Genomic DNA, 19887 nt, shown 5'->3' on the forward strand with positions numbered 1-19887 from the left:
TCATGAGCCACATCATTACCGCGCATACGCCGCTCGATCCCGAGACGCTTCGGTTCCGCGCGCTGCAAGGAAGCGAGACGCTGTCATCGCTCTACGAATTCCGGGTCGAACTCGTCAGCCACTCGGCTTCGCTGGACATGGACGGCCTGCTCGGCAAGCCGCTGACACTGCATATCACCACCCTGAAGGGCAGCACCCGCTATCTCGGCGGACAGATCGCGCGCTGCGAATTCGCCGGCCGCGAAACCGGCACGCCGCGCAGCTATCTCTATGTGGCAACCCTGCGGCCCTGGCTCTGGTACCTGACGAAGACGACAGACTGCCGCATCTTCCAGAACCTCTCGGTGGTCGACATTCTTCGCGCGGTGTTCGGCAAATATGGCTTCCAGGTCGAAGAGCGTCTGCTCGCGCACTATCGCAACTGGGACTACTGCGTGCAGTATCAGGAGAGCGACTTCGCTTTCGTCAGCCGCTTGATGGAGCAGGAAGGTATCTACTACTACTTCCGCCATGAAGCCGCGCAGCAGGTTCTGGTGCTCGCGGACGACATCAGCGCGCACGACCCGCTGCCCGATTACGCCACGCTGCCCTACCTGCCGCCCGATCATCTGGCGCTGCCTCGCGACGAAGGGGTCGATCAATGGCGACCGGCCGCGCAGATCAGCACAGGCGCCTACGCCGTCGACGACTACGATTTCCGCAAGCCCCAGGCCGACCTGTCGCAGGTACGCGCTCACCCGTTGAGCGCCGAGCATGGCCGCTACGAAAAGTACCTGTGGCAAGGCGGCTACATCGAAGCGGAACAAGGTGAACACTATGCGCGCGTGCGCCTCGAGGAAGAGCAGGCTGAACATACCCGCACCCGCGCTCACACCCGCTTGCGCGCCATGGCGCCGGGTTACCTGTTCACGCTGAAGAACTGCCCGCGCCAGGCGGAAAACCGCTCGTACCTGGTGGTCAGCGTCACGTATCGGTTGCAGGAAGGCGGCTATGCAAGCGGCAGCAGCGAGGCGCACTACGGCTTTCATTTCGTCGCGCAGCCTGCGTCGTCGCCGTACCGCGCGCCCAGCGTCACGCCGCTGCCGAAAGCAACCGGCCCACAAACCGCGCTCGTCGTCGGACCGGCCGGCGAGGATATCTGGACCGACCAATACGGCCGCGTGAAACTGCAATTCCGTTGGGACCGTTATGGCCAGCGCGATGAAAACAGTTCCTGCTGGGTTCGGGTATCGGATGCCTGGGCCGGTTCCAACTACGGCGCCATTCACATTCCCCGGATCGGCCAGGAGGTGGTGGTCGATTTTCTCAATGGCCAGTTGGACCGGCCGCTGATCACCGGCCGCATCTATAACGCCGATCAGATGCCGCCCTTCAGTCTGCCCGCAGCGGCCACGCAAAGCGGCTTCGTCACGCGCACGCCCGGCGGCACGAGCGCCAACGCGAACATGTTGCGCTTCGAGGACCGCCAGGGCGCGGAACAGGTCGCGCTGCATGCCGAGCGCAATTACGACCTCTCAGTGGAAAACGACGCAACGACCCGTGTGGGCGGCAGCCAGACCAGTACGGTCGACGGCAACTCCATGACGGTGGTGGAAGGCACCATGGAAACGGTGAGCACCGACGCGATTTCGATTACGGATGCCGCCACGAGCATTACCGGCTCGTCCGTTGGCTTTGTCGGTTCGGGTGTGAGCATCTCCGGCTCGCAGATCTTCATGGCTGGGTCGAGCATCAACGTTATCGGCAGCAGCGTTGGCGTGACGGGCTCGTCGGTCACCGCGACCGAATCGAGTGTCTCGCAGACCGGCGTGTCGTTCAGCACCGTCGGCTACTCGGTGACGTTCTGAAACCGGCATCTCATGGTCCACACACACCACGCACAATGAAAATCATCAAACCCACGCCACTGGGTGTCCTGACACGCCCGCACCGGGCCGCAGGCAGCGAACATCTGGGCGTCGCGATTCCCATGATGGTGACGCTCGGCGAAACCCCGCGCCTCGTCAGCGAGTCGGAACTATGGGACACGGTCGGCGCGGAGCTGGCCGGCTTCCCGCTCGATGCGGCGCTCCCCAAACCGCGAGCCGAGTTTCTGCTATCGGCGCGTGCCTACGGGCGGTATTGCGACCATACGAATACGTGCCGGGTGGGTATCCGTTTCGCCGGTGTGGAAAAGGCGTTGCTCGTGTCGGGCGAGCGCCGCTGGGCAGGTTCGGCGCCCTCGGCCGCCGAGCCGTTCGAGTCCCTCGCGATCGACTGGCCTCTCGCGTTTGGCGGAGCCGGCTACGCGGACAATCCCCGCGGCCGCGGGTTTCACGGCGTGTCGGCAAACAGCGAGCGGTCACAGCAGCAGCTATCTCAACCGCTTCCCAACGTCGAATACCCGGCGGAGCGCTTACGCGGACCCGGACAGATCGTCACGCCAGGCAGTTTCACGCCAATCGCAGCCGACTGGCCGCAGCGCCGCGCGCTCTACGGAGCACTCGACGCGCAATGGCGCGAAAGCGATTGTCCAGGCTTTCCATGCTCGATGGACACCCGCTACTTCAATATCGCGCCCACCGATCAGCAATTCCCGGCGCTCGATGCCATGCCGGACGGCGCGGCCTATCGCATCGTTCATATGCATCCCGAACAACCGGTGATAACAGGCGCGCTGCCGCCGCTGCGTGCCCGTTGCTTCCTGCAGCGGCAATCCGAAGACACGCTCGCGGAGATTCCGATGCGTCTGACGACGGTGTGGTTCATTCCGCATCGCGAGCGGGCCGTGATGATCTTCCACGGCATAGCCGGGATTCGGGAGTTCGACGCGCAAGACGTCGCATGTCTGCTACTCGGCGCCGAACTGAGCGGCGAGCCGCGTTCCGCAGCCGACTACCGGCGCACCTTCGACCGGCGCATGGACCGCAAGCACGGTGCGCTCCATGCGCTGCGCGACCAGGATCTGGTGCCGCCGGCACTGCTCATCACGGCTGACGACGCGTCCACCGACGCCACGTCGCACGATGCGCTAGAGCGCAATCTGCAGCAACGCGCACGTCAGCAGATCGAGCGAGCGCGTGCGGCAGGCCTCGCGCCTGGCGCTTTCGATGCAGCGCCGACGCAGCCCCCTCGCATCGACCAACTGGCGGAGTTCGTCGAACAGCAGGAAAGGATCGCTCAGGAGCAGCGCGCAGCACTGGAAGAGAAGCAGCGTGAGATCGAAGCCCGCCACGCGGCAAGCGGAATGGGCAAGCGCGTCAATCCGCCAACCACGCGGCGTGGCCCGCCCGCGCTATCGCGCGATGGCGCGGCATCACGGCGTGCCGATCGGAAGAAGGACCCAAGCCACCTGGAAATCGACGCCGACAAGAAACTCCGCGAGACCTACCGGCATGCCGTCCAGTATCAGGAAGCAGCACCGCGCCTCGACACGGCCGCCGGGCGCGTATTGCAGGAACGCGTTGCCGCGGCGCATGCGCGTGGCGAGTCGCTGGCCGGTTGGGATCTGACCGGCGCGGATCTGAGCCGGATGAGTCTGCGCGGAGCAACGCTGTCCGGCGCGTTGCTGGAAAGCGCCGATCTCAGCGACACCGACCTGACAGGCGCGGTGCTGGGAAACGCGGTACTCGCGCGTGCCACACTCGTGCGTACGGCGTTTGCGCGCACCGACCTGACGGGCGCCAACCTGTCGCTGGCGCAGTGCGACGGCACCGACTTCAGCGACGCCGTGCTCGATCGTGCGCTGTTCGAGAACACGCGGTTCGAGCGTTGCCGGTTGACCCGTGCTTCAGTCCAGCGAACCCAGTTCAGGGATTGCCGCTTCCTCAGCACCGACTTCAGCGAAGCCACCCTGAGCGACCTGGCCTTCATCGAACAGACTTTCGACACTGTCGATTTCAGCCGCGCCAGCATCCGCAAGCTCGCCTTCATCCAGTGCACGCTTACCCGCGTCGCGTTCGCGAGCGCCGATATAGCAGGCTTCGGATTCGTCGAAACCGTCGCGAGCGGTATTCGCTTCGACGGCGCGATCCTTCGCAAGGCCTGCTTCGTCAAAGAGAGTGTGCTCGACAACGCGGATTTCTCGCAGGCGCAACTGAGCGAAGTCAACTTGCGCCAGGTCCGCGCACACGGTGCGAACTTCAGCGGCGCGCGGATCGACCAGTGCGACTTCTCCGACGCCCGCATGCGGTTGGCCGATCTACGCGCGGCAAAGATCGCAGACAGCCACCTCGTGCGCACCGATCTGAGCGGCGCCAATCTGGTGCGCGCCGATTTGATGGGCGCTTCGATGCGGCGCGCCGTCCTGCACGGTGCGAACTTTCGCGAAGCGAACCTGTTCCGCGCCGACTTCGCGGAGGCAGCGATCGACGATACGACACAGTTCGACGGCGCCTATCTGGACCAGGCCAACTTTCATCCGTTCGCCAAGGCGGCAGCATGAGTCCGGAACGAGATCGACTGCAGCAGAGGGTGCGCAACGGCGAGGTCATCGCGGATCAGTCGTTCGGGAGGCTGTCCCTCGAGCATGGCGATCTGTCGGGCGCCATCTTCGAACGAACCACCTTTAGCGGCACACGGCTGGCCCGCGCGCACCTCAGAGAATGCGTGTTCAACGCATGCCGCTTCACCGACGTCGATCTGTCGAACGCCGATCTGTCGAAAAGCGTGTTCCTGAACGGCGAGCTGGTTCGTACGGACTTGTCCGCGAGCCTGCTGGACGATTGCCGGTTGGCCGGCACGCAGGCCAGCGGCACGCTCTTCTCCCGCATGCGCGCCAGCCGTTTCACCTGCCTGAAAAGCGATCTCAGCGCTTGCCGGTTCGACGACGCGCAGATCGAACTCGGCTTCTTCGACGAAACACCGCTGGCAGGCGCCGACTTCACTGCCGCTCTCATCCGCAAATGCTTCTTCTATCGACTCGACATGCGCGCGGTACGTTTCGCACAGACAGTGTTCGAGCGTGTCGTATTCACCGAGTCGAACCTGGCCGGCCAGCACTTCGGCGGGCAGACGTTTCGCGGCTGCCAGTTTATCGACACCGATCTGCGCGGCGCCGATTTCACGTCCGCGCGCCTCGGTCAGTGCAACTTTCAGGGCGCGTCGCTCGAGCAGGCGCTCATGAATGAGGTCGACGCTGCATGCGCGAACTTCTACCGCGCAAAGGTCGAGCGCGCGCAATGCCGCGGCGCGCAATTCGAAAACAGCATCTGGGCCGAGGCGCGCCTCCGGGCAGCGGACTTCACCGGAGCGAATCTGCGCGGCGCGGTGTTCCATCGCGCCGACGCATCGGACTGCCGCTTCGCGCAAGCCCACCTCGAAGGCGCCGACTTTTCGTACGCCGAGCTAAGCGGCGGCAATTTCGATCAGGCCACGTTGGGGCGAACCCAGTTTCATCGAGCCGGTCATGCCGGATGGCGCGGCCGCCCGGGCGCTATCGACAATGACCCCGCTCGATTCGCCGCAGAAGAATGGTCGAAGCGCCGAGACGGCGGCTGACCACCATGCCCATCAATCAGAGACCCCCTATGAAATCGACAGTAGCGGAATTGAGAACGCCTGCGCACGGTCTAGCTCGCGAGAGCCACGACGTCGTGGGCATCGCCGTGGGCATCGTCGTGGCCCTCTTGCCTGACGACGCCGTGCTGGTGGAATGCGACGGTGCCCGACTGCGCTGCCTGCGCGCGTATAGCTGCCTCGTTGCGCCCGAACCCGGCGATCGCGTCGTCGTCTCTTGCGCCGATCCGCAGCAGCGCTATGTGCTGGCTATCCTCGAACGCGTGTCGGCGGGTGAGACGCGGCTTCGCTTCGACGGCGACCTGCTCGTCGAAACGACGCAGAGCCTGCGTTTTTGCGCGGGTCGGGACATCGCCGTCGAAGCCACCCAGGCGCTGCAACTCGACAGCCGACGCATAACCGTCGCAACCGACGAAGCCGAACTCAGCGCCGCTGCTGCGGCGCTCGATTGCCGCGACCTGCAGGCCCGCTTCGGCGCGCTACGTCTGATCGGAAAGACGCTGGAGACGGTCGTCGAACGCATCGTGCAGATCAGCAAAAGCAGCTTCCGCACGATCGAAGCCATCGATCATCTACGCACCCGTCATCTCGACTACGCGGCCTCCGCAAGCCTGCGCCTGCACGGCAAGAACGCACTGCTGACGGCGGAGCGGCTGTCGAAGATCGATGCCGAACAAATCCATCTCGGTTAGGAGAACCTCATATATGGTCATGGTCAACTCAAGCTCGGGCGGCGCCAACGATGCCGTCTGCGTCAACAAGACGCCCCCGTTCGGCGTCCCGGTCGCTTACGACAACAATGCCCAGCGCACCCAGGCCATCCCGAACGTCAGCAACATCCTGACCGGCGGCGCCCCGACGCACAACCTCGCCACCCTCATTCCCGTCACCCGCGGCGACGCGCCGGGTTCGATGGGCGGCGTCGTGTCGGGCACCGTCTGCTCCACCTCGCGCAATATCAACGGCGCGAATACGGTGCTGCTGCACGGCATGCCCACCACCCGCATGACCGATCCGACCCAGCAGAACGCCAACAATGCCATCGGCACCGGCACGTCGCCCAGTCAGACCCACATCCTGAACCTGGCGCCCTGATCCCTCCATGGCCACGTCATGATCAAACACACCCCCCGCCACGCCCTGCATCTGCTCGGCGCAGCCGTCCTGCTGAGCGCCTGCGCCGCGACACCCCAGGCCGTGCCGGTTCCGTACGACCTCTATCTCGCGGCCGGATCGCAGGTGAATCCGGACAGCCGCGGGCGACCCGCGCCGATTCTGGTCGGCATCTACGAACTGAAGTCCACAGCAGCGTTCGATTCCGGCGACTTCACGGCCTTGCAGGATCACGCGGCCGCCACCCTCGGCGACGACCTGGTCTCGTTCGAACAACTGATCCTGCTGCCAGGCGAGCACAAGCTGATGCGCCGGCCGGGGAATCCGGCGAGCCGTGCGCTCGGCATCGTCGCCGGTTATCGGGTGCTCGGCAAAAACGTCTGGAAGGCCACGGTTGTGCTGCCCGAGGGCAAGGATACGAGCGCGTTCATGCTCTGGTGGTCCACGCCGCAACCGCTGCGCTTGCAAGTGAAATTGGACGCCGGCGGCCTGACCGCCACAACGACGGACTGGACCCATTGATGAAGCATGAAAATCTGCCGCTGAAGGACTCCGGCGTGTCCAGAGGCAAAGTCGTCTGGTCGGAAGGCATGTACTTGCGGCCACAACATTTTCAGCAACTCGAGCGCTATGTCGAAAGCTACGTCCAGCAGCGCTGCCTGGGATTGCAGGGGGCGTTCTGGGGCTTCCTCGGCGTCGAGATCGATCACGACGCGCTCGCCCTGGGCAAGGTGTCGTTGACGATGGCGCACGGGGTGTTTCCCGACGGCACCCCGTTTCGGCTTACCAGTCCGGATGAGCTTCCGGCGCCGCTCGACGTGCCCGCCCATGCGAGAGACGAGATCGTGCTGCTCGCCTTGCCGCTCAGGCGGCCCGGCGGCGAAGACACGATCTTCGAAGAGCAGGCCGATTCGCCGGCGCGCTACGGCGTGTGCTCGCGCGAAATCGCCGACAGCAATGCCATCGCGCTCGGACCTGCCACCGTGCAGATCGCCCGGGCGCGTCTTCGTCTGGTGCTGGCATCGCAGCTCGGTAGCGAGTGGCAGGCGCTCGGTCTGCTGCGCATCGTCGAGAGGCGCAGCGACAACCACCTGGTGCTCGACCCCGGCTATATCCCGCCGATGCTCGTCGCCGGCCAGCACCCCACGCTCTTCAACTACCTGCGCGAACTGGACGGACTGCTCGAACAGCGCGGCGAAGCGCTCGCACAGCGGCTCTCGCAGCCGGGCCGCGGCGGTGTGTCCGAGGTGGCGGATTTTCTGCTGCTGGCGTTGATCAACCGCGCTCAGGCCGACACCTGGCACGTTCGGGAGACGGGCCAGGTGCATCCCGAGCAACTCTTTCAGCAGTGGCTAGGACTCGCCTTCGATCTCTGCACTTACACGCGCAACGAGCGCCGGCCCGTGGTACGTCCGGCTTACCGTCACGACGACCTGCAAGGCAGCTTCGTGCCGCTCATGACCGAGCTGCGCCGCGCCTTGTCGACCGTGCTCGAACAGAATGCCGTCGCCATCGAACTGCAGGAGCGCGCGCAGCGGGTCTGGGTCGCGCAGGTTCCCAATCTGGAACTCCTGCGCAACGCCGGTTTCGTGCTGGCCGTGCATGCCGACCTGCCGGCCGAGACGCTGCGCACGCGCTACCCGGCGCAGGTCAAGATTGGCCCGGCCGAACGGCTGGCGGAACTGGTGCATCTGCATCTTCCGGGCATCGCGCTGCGCCTGCTGCCGGTCGCGCCCAGGCAGATTCCGTACAACGCCGGCTATCACTACTTCGAGCTGGATACCGGCGGCGAGTTGTGGAGGCAACTGGAGAAATCGAGCGGCCTTGCCTTGCATGTCGCCGGCGATCTGCCGGGACTCGCCATGGAGTGCTGGGCGATCCGCGGCTAACCCACGCGCCAAGCGAAGCTAAACGAGACGAGAGCTGACGGAGAAGCCCGATGAGTGCCGCTGTTCAATCGCACACACCCCCACCGCCGGCGAGCTCAGCGAATGCGCTGGTCGTCGCCGCCCATACCTTGCTCGCCACGCTCGCGCAAATGCGCGTCGACGCGGCGATCCAGCCGGAGCGCTTGCGCGAATATCTGGTCGACGAAATCAGACAGTTCCAGACTCGCGCGCAGCAAGCCGCGATCTCCGTCGAGACCATCGTCGGCGCGCGCTATTGCCTGTGCTGCGCGCTCGACGAAGCCGCGGCGCTCACGCCTTGGGGCGGCGGCGGAGTCTGGTCGGCGCACAGCCTGCTGGTCGCGTTCCACAACGAGACCTGGGGCGGCGAAAAATTCTTCCAGTTGCTGGCGCGCCTGTCGTCGAGTCCGCACGAGCATCGAAACATTATCGAACTGCAGTACTTTTGCCTCGCGCTGGGATTCCAGGGACGCTACCGCGTCATCCAGAACGGCGCCGCGCAACTGGCGACGCTCATGCGGCGGCTGCACAAACTGCTGCACGAGACGGGCAGCGGTTACGCACATCCGCTGTCCCCTTCCTGGCGCGCCGCTGATCGCAAGGCTTCGGTCACGCTGCGCCGCGGGCTGCCGGCGTGGGCATGGCTGTGTCTCGCCGGTTTGCTCGGCGGCCTGAGCTTCGCCGTCTATCTGTGGTCGTCGAACCGCGACGGCGACCGGACCACAGCCGCCATCGACGCCATCCGTCTGCCGGCCATCAGCGCGGCCAGGCCTACCGCGTTTTCATCGGGCATCGCGCCGTTGCTCGATGCGGAACTGACAAGCGGTGCGATTACGGTGCGCGACGAAGCCGACCGCAGCGTCGTCGAAATCCGCGGCGACGGCCTGTTCGACTCAGGCTCCGCGACCACCAAAGCGGCCTATTTGCCGGTGCTGATGCGGATCGCCGAGGTACTCAACCGGCTCGAAGGAGACATTGTGATCACGGGACATACCGACAACCAGCCGATCCGCGACAAGCGCTTCGCCTCGAATCTCGAACTCTCGCGGGCTCGTGCGGAAGCGGTCAGGCAGTTGCTGCTGTCGGCCGGCCTCGACCGTACGCGCCCTATCGTGGCGGTAGGACGCGGCGACACCCAGCCCGTCGATACCAATACGACGGCGGAGGGCCGCTCTCATAACCGGCGCGTGGATATCGCGCTCCTGACGCCCGCCGTCACGCGGGATCTTTCCGGAACGACGCGCAGATGAACGTTCTCAAGCGGCTGTTGGGGTTGTTGCTGTCCCGTGAAGCATGGGTGCTGGCCGGCCTTCTATTGCTCGTGCCGGTGGTCTGGGTCTACGGCCCCTTGCTGGCGATCGGCGACATCCGTCCTCTGGCGGCGGCTGGCGCGCGCTGCCTGTGCATCGGGCTGGTGCTGCTCGTCTGGCTCGCCTGGGTGATCCACCGCAGCCCGGCGCGGCCAGCCAGCGAAGGCGTATTGGCGCGTTTGCGCCGACGCCAGGCGACACCGCGCGATAACCCTGCCGGCGACGCAGACGGCGAACGTATCGCCGAGTTGCGCACGCGTTTTCGCGAGGCGCTCCATCTGCTGCGTCACGCTACGGTGCATGCGGGCCGCTTCTCGGCCTGGCTCGACAGGTTGACCGGCCAGTATGTCTATCGGCTGCCGTGGTATCTGGTCGTCGGCAGCAGCGGCGCGGGCAAGACCGCCGCGCTTGTCAACGGTGGACTTGAATGGTCGATCGCCGAACAGTCGGGCGAGGCCGCGAGCCGCCGCGTCGAACCGACCCAGCAATGCCGCTGGTGGTTCAGCAACGATGCGGTCCTCGTCGACACGCCGGGCCCTTACCTGGAAGCAGCCGATGCCGGCGAGCGGCGCGGGGCCGAATGGGGAGAACTGCTCGCCCTGCTGAGAAAATACCGGCCGCGCCAGCCGGTCAACGGCGTGCTGCTGATGGTCGGCATCGACGATCTCCTGGCCTTGAACGAAGCCGACCGCGCATCCTATGCAACGCGACTGCGCAAGCCATTGCAGCTCCTGCAGGCGAAGCTCGATGTCCGCGTGCCGATCTATCTGTGCTTCACGCGGATGGATCGCCTGAGCGGCTTCAGCGATTATTTTTCCGGGCTGAATCGCGATGACCGGGCGCAGGTCTGGGGGATGGCGGCGACGCCGGAGGACACGACACCTGGCCACTCGGGTTGGCTCTCCGGCGCCGCCTTCGATGCCCTGGCGCGGCGTTTGACCGACGGCTTGCGGGATGTGCTGATCGCGGACCCGGACCTCGACAGCCGCGCGCGGGCCTATCTGTTTCCACAGCAATTCGCCAGCCTGAAGGAAGTCATCGGAGACTTCTGCCAGACGCTGTTCAGGCATTCGCCGATCGAGACCAATCCGCGGGCGCGCGGCATCTACTTCACGAGCGCCCAGCAGAACGGACCGACGCTCGACCGGGTTCTGACGCCGATCAGGCAGGCGCTGCAGGTACCTGACGCAACGCCTGTGCGCGACGCTGCGCATCGCAGCCGAAGCTATTTCCTCAAGCAGTTCCTGCACGATGCGGTGTTCGCCGACGCGGGATGGGCTGGCGTGAGTCGCTCTGTACGGCGACGGCGGCTGATGCTGCATGCGAGCGTGGTAGCGTTGCTCGGCCTCGTTCTGCTGACGTTGCTGTGTGGCTGGACGTTCAGCTACTGGAACAACCGGGCCTATCTCGGCGAAGTGAACGCGCATGTCGCGGCGCTCGACCAGCAGACCCAGCAGCCGCTGGAGCTTGCCGGCGGCGCGTTGCTGCCGCTTGTGCCGCTGCTCGACGCGTTGCGGAGCCTGCCGCGCAGCGAGCGCTTCCAGCTGGACGCGCCTTCGTTCCTGCGCTACCGGATGGGCTTATATCAAGGCAGGAAAACCGGCGACGCAGCCGATGCCGTCTACCGGCGTGCGCTCGACGAGCGGCTGTTGCCGCAAGCCGCTACCCGTCTCGAGAAGATTCTCGCCACCGCACCGGCCGACGACAGCGAATTCAGCTATGACGCGCTGAAGGCATATCTGATGCTCCATGACGCGGCTCACTATGACGCAGGCTTTCTCACCGCATGGCTGATGCTCGACGCGGAAAAGACGCTACCGTCGAACACCGCGCCGGATGAAACCGCGCGGCTGGCAGCGCATCTCACCAACCTGTTCGGCTCGCACACGGTGAGTTCGCCGTTTGCGCTGAACGAGTCGCTCGTGAACAGCGTGCGCGAGCGGTTAGTGCGCGATTCGCTGGCACAGCGCACCTATCACCTGCTGCGTCGGGAACTGCTGCGCAGCGCGGGCGGTGAAACGGTTAGCGTCGTCAGTGCCGGTGGTCCGCAGGCTGGTCTCGTGTTCACCCGTCACAGCGGCAAGCCCCTGACCGACGGCATTCCCGCGCTCTACACCTATCAAGGGTACTGGGACGTCTTCGCTAAACGGGTCGACGGCGCCACAACCCGACTGGAGAACGAGGAACCGTGGGTGCTCGGTATCCGACCTGAGCCGCAAGGCGAAGAGGCGCGGCGCAAGCAATGGATTGCCGAGGTCAAACGTGCGTACCTCAACGACTACATCGACATATGGGACGCCTATCTGAACGACGTCGGGCTGATCGACAGCAAATCGCTCGCGCAAAGCATCCAGATCGCCCGCACGCTCTCCGCGCCCGATTCGCCGTTGAGGCAATTCCTGCAGGTTGCAGCGAACGAGACGACTTTGCTGCGCACACGCAGCAGCGGACCGGCCGCGACCGGACAAGCGCCGAAGGGCGGCGCCGAAGCCGGTCAGGCGCTCTCCGCGCTGTTCGGCAGCGGGTCTTCCGGTCAGCCGCAATACGATGACGCGCGACCCGAGAGCATCGTGGACACTCATTTCGAGCCGCTGCGGCGGCTGGTCGCCGCAACCGGATCCGGCGGCGACGCGGGTGCCGCACCGCTCGAAAGCAACCTGCGTCTGCTCGACGAACTGTACGGTTATTTGAGCTCGGCCAATGCCGCCTTGAGCAGCGGAGCGCCTGCGCCGCAAACGGACGTCTTCGACAAACTGCGTGCGGACGCGGATCGCATGCCGACGCCGTTGCGGAACATGTTCGGCGACTTGTCGCGCAGCGCGGCAGGGCAGATCAACGGCGCCGCGCGGCAGAACCTCGCTCATGACGCGCAGGGCAGTATCGGCAAGGCGTGCCGGCAGACGATCGCCGGGCGCTATCCGTTCGCGCGCGATGCCGGCCGGGATGTCGCGCTCGACGATTTCTCACGGTTTTTCGCCGCCGGTGGCCTGATGGACAGCTTCTTCCAGAAGAATCTCGCGGCGCAGACCGACACCGGCGCAAGCCGTTGGACCTTCAGGCGCAACCTTGCCGGCGGCATGCCCGCCGACACGCACCTGCTCGGCGCCTTTCAGAATGCGGACACGATCCGCAACGTGTTCTTCGCCGGCAATGCGACGGCACCGTCGCTGCAGATCGAGCTCACACCGCTCGATCTGGACCCCGGCATCACGCAATACTCGCTGGACGTCGACGGTCAAACGATCCGCTACGCGCACGGCCCGCAGATTCCAGCGACAGTGAAATGGCCGGGCTCACGCGGCGCAAATCTGGTCAGCCTGCAGATCAGTACACCGAACGGTTCAGACGGCCTGCAAACGCAAGGCCCCTGGGCGCTGCACCGCTTGCTCGACAAAGCGCGTATCACGCCAGGCGCGGCGCCTGAGAGTTTTGTCGCCACCTTCGACTTCAGCGGGCGAAAGCTGGCGCTGCGCGTCACTGCCAGCAGCAGCTATAACCCGTTTCGCCTGTCGCAGATGGAGGCGTTCGCTTGTCCTTCGTGATCTGCATCCGACACGCCGCGTGGCGCGTGGCGCGGCGCCGTGAGCACGCGCTTCGCGACCGGCGGCCTCTCGCCTCGATTCGCTTTTTTGTTTGTTTTGTTTGTTTCGTTTGCCATCAGGAACCTGACGTATGTCTTCCTCTCACATCACACTGACTGTCGTTGCCTACCATGGCCAGGCGCTCGTCGACGGCGCTCGCGCAACGTTCGATACGCACGGCGGCACGATCGGACGGGACGGCAGCAACCTGCTGCCGCTGCCCGGCGACGATGGGCTGGTCGCGCGCCACCATGCCACTGTCAGCTCGCAAGCTGGTCATTGGCAACTGCTCAACACCAGCGGCTACGCGGCGATCGCAATCAACGGCAAGATGCTGGCGCCGGGCGCGCAAACGAACCTGCAGGCGGGCGACATCGTCAATATGGGCGCCTATGTCTTGCGGGCCGGCGTGGATGCAGTGCCCGCTGCGTGGGACTTGCCGGCGCTTGCCGCGCTCGCCGGATCTGAGCGCACTGGCGTGCATCTGGAAGCTGCGGCGCCGCTGCGCTTCGAGATGCCCGCCGCCCCATATCCGGCGGATCCCCTGACAGGCTTCGGATCAAGCGCCGGGACGGCCGATCTGCTTGACACGCCGCTCGATCCGCTCCTGCTGTTCGGCACGGCTCCGGCCTGGTCCAGCGCAACCGCGCTGGAGCCGCCGGGGTTGTTTGCCGACCTGTCCGACACGCGGTCATCCTCTGCCTTCGACGCTTCGAATCGCCCCAATATGCACGGGTATGCCGTGCGCGATGCGGTGCCGGAACACGGCAGTCATCTGCGCTTGCAGATTGCTTCGCTCGCGGCCGCTCCGGCTCAGGCGCAAGCGCAACCGGCCGCCGAGGTGTGGAACTTCGATCCATCCAGCTTCGAGCGCCCGAGGCCGGACAGTTCTGGCAGCGTGACGAGCGGGGATGCAGGGGATGCCACCGCTCCGGGCGTGCCAGACATACCAGACATACCAGACGTACCGGGCGCACCAGGTACCGCCCGGACCGTCGCGCCGGAGTACGGTGCCCAGTTCGGGGCGCCGACCGTGTTGCGGCCAGCCGGTCCGATCAGGATTGTGGAACCGACTGCCGCCGCCCCGCTCATCGAGCCGGCCGACCACCACGCGCCCATCCTGCACGAGCTGGCCCGACACTTCCTTGAGGGCGCGGCGATCGAACCCGGCTCTGCAGCAGAGGCCGGCTTGAACCGGCAGGTCATGTATACGCTCGGAAAGCTCGTCCGCAGTCTGATGCCGCCACGCTCATGACGAAGGCGAAGGTGAAGGTGAAGGGCGACCCACTGAACCGTAGCGACGCTCGCCCAGCGCCCGCCCGCCGCCAGAAAGCCAGGCGGCGCCAAACCGCGGGACAGCCGGCCAGACAGGCGGGTACGGTCCCCTCTGCTATATTCTTCCCATCCTGCCCTTTACCAGTTCGCGACACGTGGAACAACTACCGTTATGGGCGCAGATAGGCGCCGTCTTCCTGCTGCTTATCTGCTCCAGTTTCTTTTCGATCTCCGAAACGGCGATGATGGCGCTCAACCGTCACCGCCTGAAGCATCTGTCCAATCAGGGCGTGCTCGGCGCCAAGACGACGCAAGGCCTGCTCGCCCACACCGACGAGCTGCTAAGCGTCATCCTGATCGGCAACAATCTGTTCAACACGATCATCCCGGTGCTGACCACCTCGGTCGCGCTGCATACGTTCGGCCGCAACAATCTGGTGCTGTCGATTGCGACCGGTATCGTCGCATTCCTGATCATCGTCTTCGCGGAGATCACGCCGAAGATCGTCGGCGCGACGTTTCCGGAAAAAATCGCCTTGCCGGCGAGTCTGCTGATCGCCCCGCTGATGCGCGCGACGAAGCCGATCGTCTGGTTCGTCAACCTGTTCGCCAACGGCATCCTGCGCATCCTGCACATCAATACGAAGGGCGCGCACGACCAGCGACTTTCGACCGAGGAGCTGCGCACCATCGTCCTCGAGTCCGGCAGCTTCATGCCGACCAAGCACCGCAGCATCCTTCTGAACCTGTTCGATCTGGAGAACATCTCCGTCGACGACGTGATGATTCCGCGCCGCCGGATCGAAGCGCTCGATTTCGATGCGCCGTTCGAGCAGATTCTGCATCAGCTCGAAACCTGCTATCACAACAAGCTGATCGTCTATCAGGGCGACATCGACCGTGTGCTCGGCGTGTTGCACGTGCGCAAGACGCTGTCGGCGCTGCACAACCAGGAGCTTGAGCGCGAGACCTTGCGCGAGCTGCTCGCCGAACCGTATTTCGTGCCGAGCGGCACGCCCGTGTTTCAGCAGTTGCAGTACTTTCAGGAGAGCCGTCACCGAACCGCGCTGGTCGTCAACGAATACGGCGAACTGCAGGGGCTGGTCACGCCGGAAGACATCATCGAGGAACTGATCGGCGAGTTCACCACCTCGATCCCGCGTAGCGCGAATTCGCGCGGCGGCTGGAACGAAAACGGCGAATGCATCGTCGCCGGCAGCATGCCGCTGCGCGAACTGAACCGCTGGCTGCAGCTCACCCTGCCGACCGACGGGCCGAAGACCCTGAATGGCCTGATTCTGGAAATCCTCGAAGAAATTCCCGATGGCGACGTGTGCGTGCAGATCGCGGGCATCAAACTCGAAGTGATGCGCAGCGACGATCAGGCGGTGCGCACCGTCAAGATTTTCAAGCCGGGCGCGAAGGGTGGGAAAAAGCTGCGGAGCTGATGGGTAGGTGTGCTGGGCGTAACTAGTGCCGGGGTCTGTCCATCGAACGGATGGGCTTTCCGCGGCCGTCTGCCGTCTACCGTCTGCGGCATACCTGGCCATCCGGCCGAATGGCGGTAACGCTCCGCCTGCCCGATGATGGAGTCGTCTTGTTCTACAGGCGGCTCCCGGCCGGTTTCCGATGTCATCCTCGCCCCGCTTCACACCGGCTAGCACCGCTGATCGTCTGGCGCCCACCGTTACAACGGGCGTGCCCTATCGTGCCATGGCACTCGAGGTCGAGCCTGCCGCCGCACCTGCCACGCCCGCACCCGCGCCGCCGGCCCAGCATTCGGCACGCGCGTTCGACAGTACAAGCCGCGACGACACGCCCCGCCGCGAGCCAACGCCCGGTGTCGCCGAAGCGGACAACACCCCCGCAGTCCGTCTGCTGAGCGACACGCTGCGGGAAGCCACCCGCCGTAACGCCTCGGACCTGCATGTCGAACCCACCGAACATGGCTGGCGCATGCGGTTGCGCATCGACGGCGTGCTGCACGCCATCGCGCAACCGCCGGCCCATCTGCGCGACGCCTTCATCACCCGCGTGAAAGTGCTCGCGCGCATGGACATCGCCGAACGGCGCGTGCCGCAGGACGGACGCCTGCGCATCGCCACCACCCCAGGCAAGTTCGAAGACTATCGCGTGAACTCGCTGCCCACGTTGTTCGGGGAAAAGCTCGTCCTGCGACGACTCGACGCGCTGCCCGCCGCCCTCTCGCTCGATTCGCTTGGCCTCGATCCCGCTCAGCGCGCCACGCTCGAGGCAGCCATCAGCGCGCCGCACGGACTGGTGCTGGTGACCGGTCCAACCGGCAGCGGCAAAACGCTCTCGCTGTACTGCTTCCTGCAGAAGCTCAACGCCGAATCGCGCAACCTCTGCTCGGTCGAAGATCCGGCGGAAATCCAGCTCGCCGGCATCAACCAGGTCAGCGTGCGCGAGAAGGCCGGTCTCACCTTCGCCGTCGCGTTGCGCGCGTTTCTGCGCCAGGATCCGGACGTGATCATGGTCGGCGAAATCCGCGACGAAGAGACCGCCGACGTCGCCGTCAAGGCGGCGCAAACCGGCCACCTCGTGCTCTCTACGCTGCACACCAACGACGCGCCGGCCGCCATCGCGCGCCTGATCGATATCGGCGTCGAGCCGTATCACCTGGCCGCCGCGCTACGCATGGTCACCGCGCAACGGCTGGTGCGGCGGCTATGCGTCGTCTGCCGGACAGCGGCGCCGCAATCGGCAGCCGCGTTGCGCGCGGCCGGCTTTAGCGAGGATCAACTCGACGGCTGGCATCCCTACGTCGCTGCGGGCTGCGACGCTTGCCACCGCATTGGCTACCGTGGGCGCGTCGGCATTCACCAGGTGATGCCGGTGTCGGACGCGATGCGCGAGCTGATCGTCGCGAATGCAGGCACGCTCTCGCTCGCCCGGCAGGCCCAGGCTGAACGGGTGGGCACGCTGCGCGAGGCCGCGTTGGCGCGCGTGCGGGACGGCACGACCAGTCTCGCCGAAGCACTCGGCGCAACCGAGGTCGTATAACCATGAGGACAACTGAAGCCGAAGCACGCGAGATGCGCTTTGCATGGCGCGGCGTCGATGCCGCGGGCACACAGCACAGCGGCACGCTCATCGCGGCAGACGCGAGTGCCGTGCGCACACTGCTCAAGCGCGACAACCTGTTCATCGTCGAACTCACGCCACGCGGCGTCGCGCCACGCCCTCAGGCACGCGCCTCGGAAGTCACGCGCTTCACCCGTCAACTCGCCAGTCTGCTGCGCGCCGGATTGCCGCTCGCGTCTTCGCTCGAACTGCTCGCGCAAGCCCCTGCGCCACGCCAGCGCGGTATGTCGCGCATCGTCGGCGCCCTGGCGCGCGACATCACGAGCGGCCTGAGTTTCTCGGCGGCGCTCGCACGGCATCCGGCCCAGTTCAACCCGCTGTATTGCCAACTGGTCGCGGTCGGCGAAGCGGCGGGCGCGCTCCCCGCGGTACTGGCGCGCGTCGCCGACGACCGCGAACGGGGCGCCGCGCAGCGCGCCAAGGTCAAGGCCGCGCTCACCTATCCCGTCGCGATCCTGCTGCTGGCACTCGCCATCACGGCTGCGTTGCTGGTATGGGTGGTGCCGACCTTCAAGCAGATCTTCGACGGCTTCGGCGCCCGCTTGCCGGCGCCCACGCAAATCGTCCTGGCGCTCTCCGACGCCACGGCGCGCTGGAGCGTGCCGGTGCTCGCGTCGACGGTGTGCGCCGGTTTTGCCATGGCTTCCCTGCTGCGGCGCTCTGAAGCAGCACGCGTGACGCTAGCCCGCCTGATGCTGCGCCTGCCGGTCGCCGGCACGCTGCTCGCGACCCTGTGTGCGGCACGCTGGAGTCGGGCGCTCGGTACGCTGCTGTCAGCCGGTACGCCGCTCGCCGACGCATTCGACTCGCTGACCCATGCCACGGGCAACGCCTGGTTCGATCGGGCCACGGTCGAGATCGCCGCCCGCCTGCGGCGCGGCGAACGGCTCGCCGCCGCCATGCGTGCCGCGCGTTGCTTTCCGGCCGAGGTGGTTCAGCCCGTCGCCGTCGCAGAGGAGTCCGGTGCATTGGATACGATGCTGATCGACGTGGCCTCGCTTAGCGATCGTCAGGTTGACGAAAAGATCGGCACCCTGGCGAGCCTCTGCGAACCGCTGGTGATCATCGTGCTGGGGACGCTGGTCGGCGGCCTTGTCATCGCGATGTATCTTCCCATTATTCAACTCGGCAACGTGGTGTAGCATCGCAGCCGAATCCAACTATTTCGCCATGCCGGCTACTCAAGCACTCGTGTCAGATACTTCCTTCAGCGCCCTTCATGGTCACGTCGCGGCCAGCCTCGGCGCCACCTTCGGCAGCTTGCCCGCCGGCGTGCAGATTGCGTTTGCAATCGTGTTCGGCCTGGTCATCGGCAGCTTTCTGAGCGTGGTCGCGCATCGGCTGCCCATCATGCTCGAGCGTGCATGGCGCGAAGAAGTCAGCGAGGCAACCGGCGTGCCGCTCGAAGACGACGGCCTGCCTGCGCGCTACAACCTGTGGCTGCCGCGCAGCGCATGTCCGCACTGCGGCCACGTCCTGCGCTCATGGGAAAACATCCCGGTGCTGAGTTATCTGCTGCTGCGCGGTCGCTGTTCGGCATGCAAGGCCTCCGTCTCCGCGCGCTATCCGTTGCTTGAGATCGCCAGCGCCGCGTGCGCAGCGGGTGCGCTGGCCGTGTTCGGCCCGAACGCCATGGCGCTGGCCGCCTTCGGCCTGTGCGCGGCCTTGCTGGCCATGAGCGCGATTGACATCGACACGCATCTGCTGCCCGACTCGCTGACGCTGCCGCTGCTCTGGGCCGGCCTGATCGTCAATTTCAACGACATGTTCGCGAGCTTGCACGACGCCGTGCTGGGCGCGATTGCGGGCTATCTTGTACTCTGGGTGGTGCACTGGCTGTTCAAGCTCGTACGCGGCGTCGAAGGCATGGGCTATGGCGACTTCAAGCTGCTCGCCGCGCTCGGCGCATGGCTCGGCTGGGCCGCGTTGCCGCAGATCGTGCTGATCGCCGCGGTGGCCGGTGCGGTCGTCGGCCTGGCGGCGACCTGGCGTGGCCGCATGCGCTTCGAGGAGCCGCTGCCGTTCGGTCCGTTCCTCGCCGCAGGCGGCGCGCTTACGCTGTTTCTCGGCACGCCCCTCTATCTGGCACTCGGAGGCTAA

14 protein-coding genes are annotated in these 19887 nt (G+C 65.6%); all 14 read left to right on the plus strand.

Annotation, left to right across the window (positions count from 1 at the left end; translation table 11 throughout):
* The first annotated feature begins 2 nt into the window (after nt 1-2).
* The 14 genes from BUS12_RS37515 to BUS12_RS37580 all read left to right on the plus strand — a co-directional run bounded on the left by BUS12_RS37515 (nt 3) and on the right by BUS12_RS37580 (nt 19887).
* Nucleotides 3-1847 (plus strand): type VI secretion system Vgr family protein, encoded by a 1845-nt coding sequence (locus BUS12_RS37515; RefSeq protein ID WP_074302619.1) that lies wholly within the window; start codon nt 3-5, stop codon nt 1845-1847.
* Nucleotides 1848-1882: 35 nt separating this feature from the next.
* Nucleotides 1883-4423, plus strand: a complete 2541-nt coding sequence (locus tag BUS12_RS37520) for a DUF2169 family type VI secretion system accessory protein (protein WP_074302621.1) — start codon at nt 1883-1885, stop codon at nt 4421-4423.
* Nucleotides 4420-5478, plus strand: a complete 1059-nt coding sequence (locus BUS12_RS37525) for a pentapeptide repeat-containing protein (protein ID WP_074302623.1) — start codon at nt 4420-4422, stop codon at nt 5476-5478. Before BUS12_RS37520 ends, BUS12_RS37525 begins: the two co-directional genes overlap by 4 nt.
* 29 nt (nt 5479-5507) lie before the next feature.
* Nucleotides 5508-6188, plus strand: coding sequence for a DUF3540 domain-containing protein (locus BUS12_RS37530; protein WP_171991776.1), 681 nt, complete (start codon nt 5508-5510; stop codon nt 6186-6188).
* A gap of 13 nt (nt 6189-6201) precedes the next feature.
* The gene (locus tag BUS12_RS37535; RefSeq protein WP_074302628.1) at nt 6202-6591 is read left to right on the plus strand and encodes a DUF4150 domain-containing protein; all 390 of its coding nucleotides are present in this window, start codon (nt 6202-6204) and stop codon (nt 6589-6591) included.
* Between the two features lie 18 nt (nt 6592-6609).
* Nucleotides 6610-7131, plus strand: a complete 522-nt coding sequence (gene tssJ, locus BUS12_RS37540) for a type VI secretion system lipoprotein TssJ (RefSeq protein WP_074302630.1) — start codon at nt 6610-6612, stop codon at nt 7129-7131.
* Entirely contained in the window at nt 7131-8498 is a 1368-nt protein-coding gene (gene tssK / locus BUS12_RS37545) for a type VI secretion system baseplate subunit TssK (protein ID WP_074302632.1), read from the plus strand. Before tssJ ends, tssK begins: the two co-directional genes overlap by 1 nt.
* Nucleotides 8499-8548: 50 nt before the next feature.
* Nucleotides 8549-9766 (plus strand): type VI secretion system protein TssL, long form, encoded by a 1218-nt coding sequence (gene tssL, locus BUS12_RS37550; RefSeq protein ID WP_143788589.1) that lies wholly within the window; start codon nt 8549-8551, stop codon nt 9764-9766.
* A complete protein-coding gene (tssM, locus tag BUS12_RS37555; protein WP_074302634.1) occupies nt 9763-13368 on the plus strand; it encodes a type VI secretion system membrane subunit TssM in 3606 nt (1201 codons plus the stop codon). The genes tssL and tssM overlap by 4 nt, the downstream gene beginning before the upstream one ends.
* A 130-nt stretch (nt 13369-13498) precedes the next feature.
* On the plus strand, nt 13499-14662 hold the full coding sequence (locus BUS12_RS37560) for an FHA domain-containing protein (protein WP_074302636.1): 1164 nt from the start codon (nt 13499-13501) through the stop codon (nt 14660-14662).
* A 175-nt stretch (nt 14663-14837) separates the two neighbouring features.
* The gene (locus tag BUS12_RS37565) at nt 14838-16130 is read left to right on the plus strand and encodes an HlyC/CorC family transporter (RefSeq protein WP_074302638.1); all 1293 of its coding nucleotides are present in this window, start codon (nt 14838-14840) and stop codon (nt 16128-16130) included.
* A gap of 265 nt (nt 16131-16395) precedes the next feature.
* Nucleotides 16396-17706: a GspE/PulE family protein gene (locus BUS12_RS37570; protein ID WP_083640853.1), complete on the plus strand. Its 1311-nt coding sequence runs from the start codon at nt 16396-16398 to the stop codon at nt 17704-17706.
* 2 nt (nt 17707-17708) lie between these two features.
* A complete protein-coding gene (locus BUS12_RS37575; RefSeq protein WP_074302641.1) occupies nt 17709-18929 on the plus strand; it encodes a type II secretion system F family protein in 1221 nt (406 codons plus the stop codon).
* A 28-nt stretch (nt 18930-18957) separates the two neighbouring features.
* Nucleotides 18958-19887 (plus strand): prepilin peptidase, encoded by a 930-nt coding sequence (locus BUS12_RS37580; protein WP_074302643.1) that lies wholly within the window; start codon nt 18958-18960, stop codon nt 19885-19887.

It is taken from the genome of Paraburkholderia phenazinium (genome assembly GCF_900142845.1).
GTDB classification, from domain to species: domain Bacteria; phylum Pseudomonadota; class Gammaproteobacteria; order Burkholderiales; family Burkholderiaceae; genus Paraburkholderia; species Paraburkholderia phenazinium_A.

Coding starts and splice junctions, on each gene's coding strand:
- BUS12_RS37575 (WP_074302641.1), top strand. CDS start 17,709: ATGAGGACAACTGAAGCCGAAGCACGCGAGATGCGCTTTGCATGGCGC.
- tssL (WP_143788589.1), top strand. CDS start 8,549: ATGAGTGCCGCTGTTCAATCGCACACACCCCCACCGCCGGCGAGCTCA.
- tssK (WP_074302632.1), top strand. CDS start 7,131: ATGAAGCATGAAAATCTGCCGCTGAAGGACTCCGGCGTGTCCAGAGGC.
- BUS12_RS37570 (WP_083640853.1), top strand. CDS start 16,396: ATGGCACTCGAGGTCGAGCCTGCCGCCGCACCTGCCACGCCCGCACCC.
- BUS12_RS37525 (WP_074302623.1), top strand. CDS start 4,420: ATGAGTCCGGAACGAGATCGACTGCAGCAGAGGGTGCGCAACGGCGAG.
- BUS12_RS37520 (WP_074302621.1), top strand. CDS start 1,883: ATGAAAATCATCAAACCCACGCCACTGGGTGTCCTGACACGCCCGCAC.
- tssM (WP_074302634.1), top strand. CDS start 9,763: ATGAACGTTCTCAAGCGGCTGTTGGGGTTGTTGCTGTCCCGTGAAGCA.
- BUS12_RS37580 (WP_074302643.1), top strand. CDS start 18,958: ATGCCGGCTACTCAAGCACTCGTGTCAGATACTTCCTTCAGCGCCCTT.
- tssJ (WP_074302630.1), top strand. CDS start 6,610: ATGATCAAACACACCCCCCGCCACGCCCTGCATCTGCTCGGCGCAGCC.
- BUS12_RS37535 (WP_074302628.1), top strand. CDS start 6,202: ATGGTCATGGTCAACTCAAGCTCGGGCGGCGCCAACGATGCCGTCTGC.
- BUS12_RS37515 (WP_074302619.1), top strand. CDS start 3: ATGAGCCACATCATTACCGCGCATACGCCGCTCGATCCCGAGACGCTT.
- BUS12_RS37560 (WP_074302636.1), top strand. CDS start 13,499: ATGTCTTCCTCTCACATCACACTGACTGTCGTTGCCTACCATGGCCAG.
- BUS12_RS37530 (WP_171991776.1), top strand. CDS start 5,508: ATGAAATCGACAGTAGCGGAATTGAGAACGCCTGCGCACGGTCTAGCT.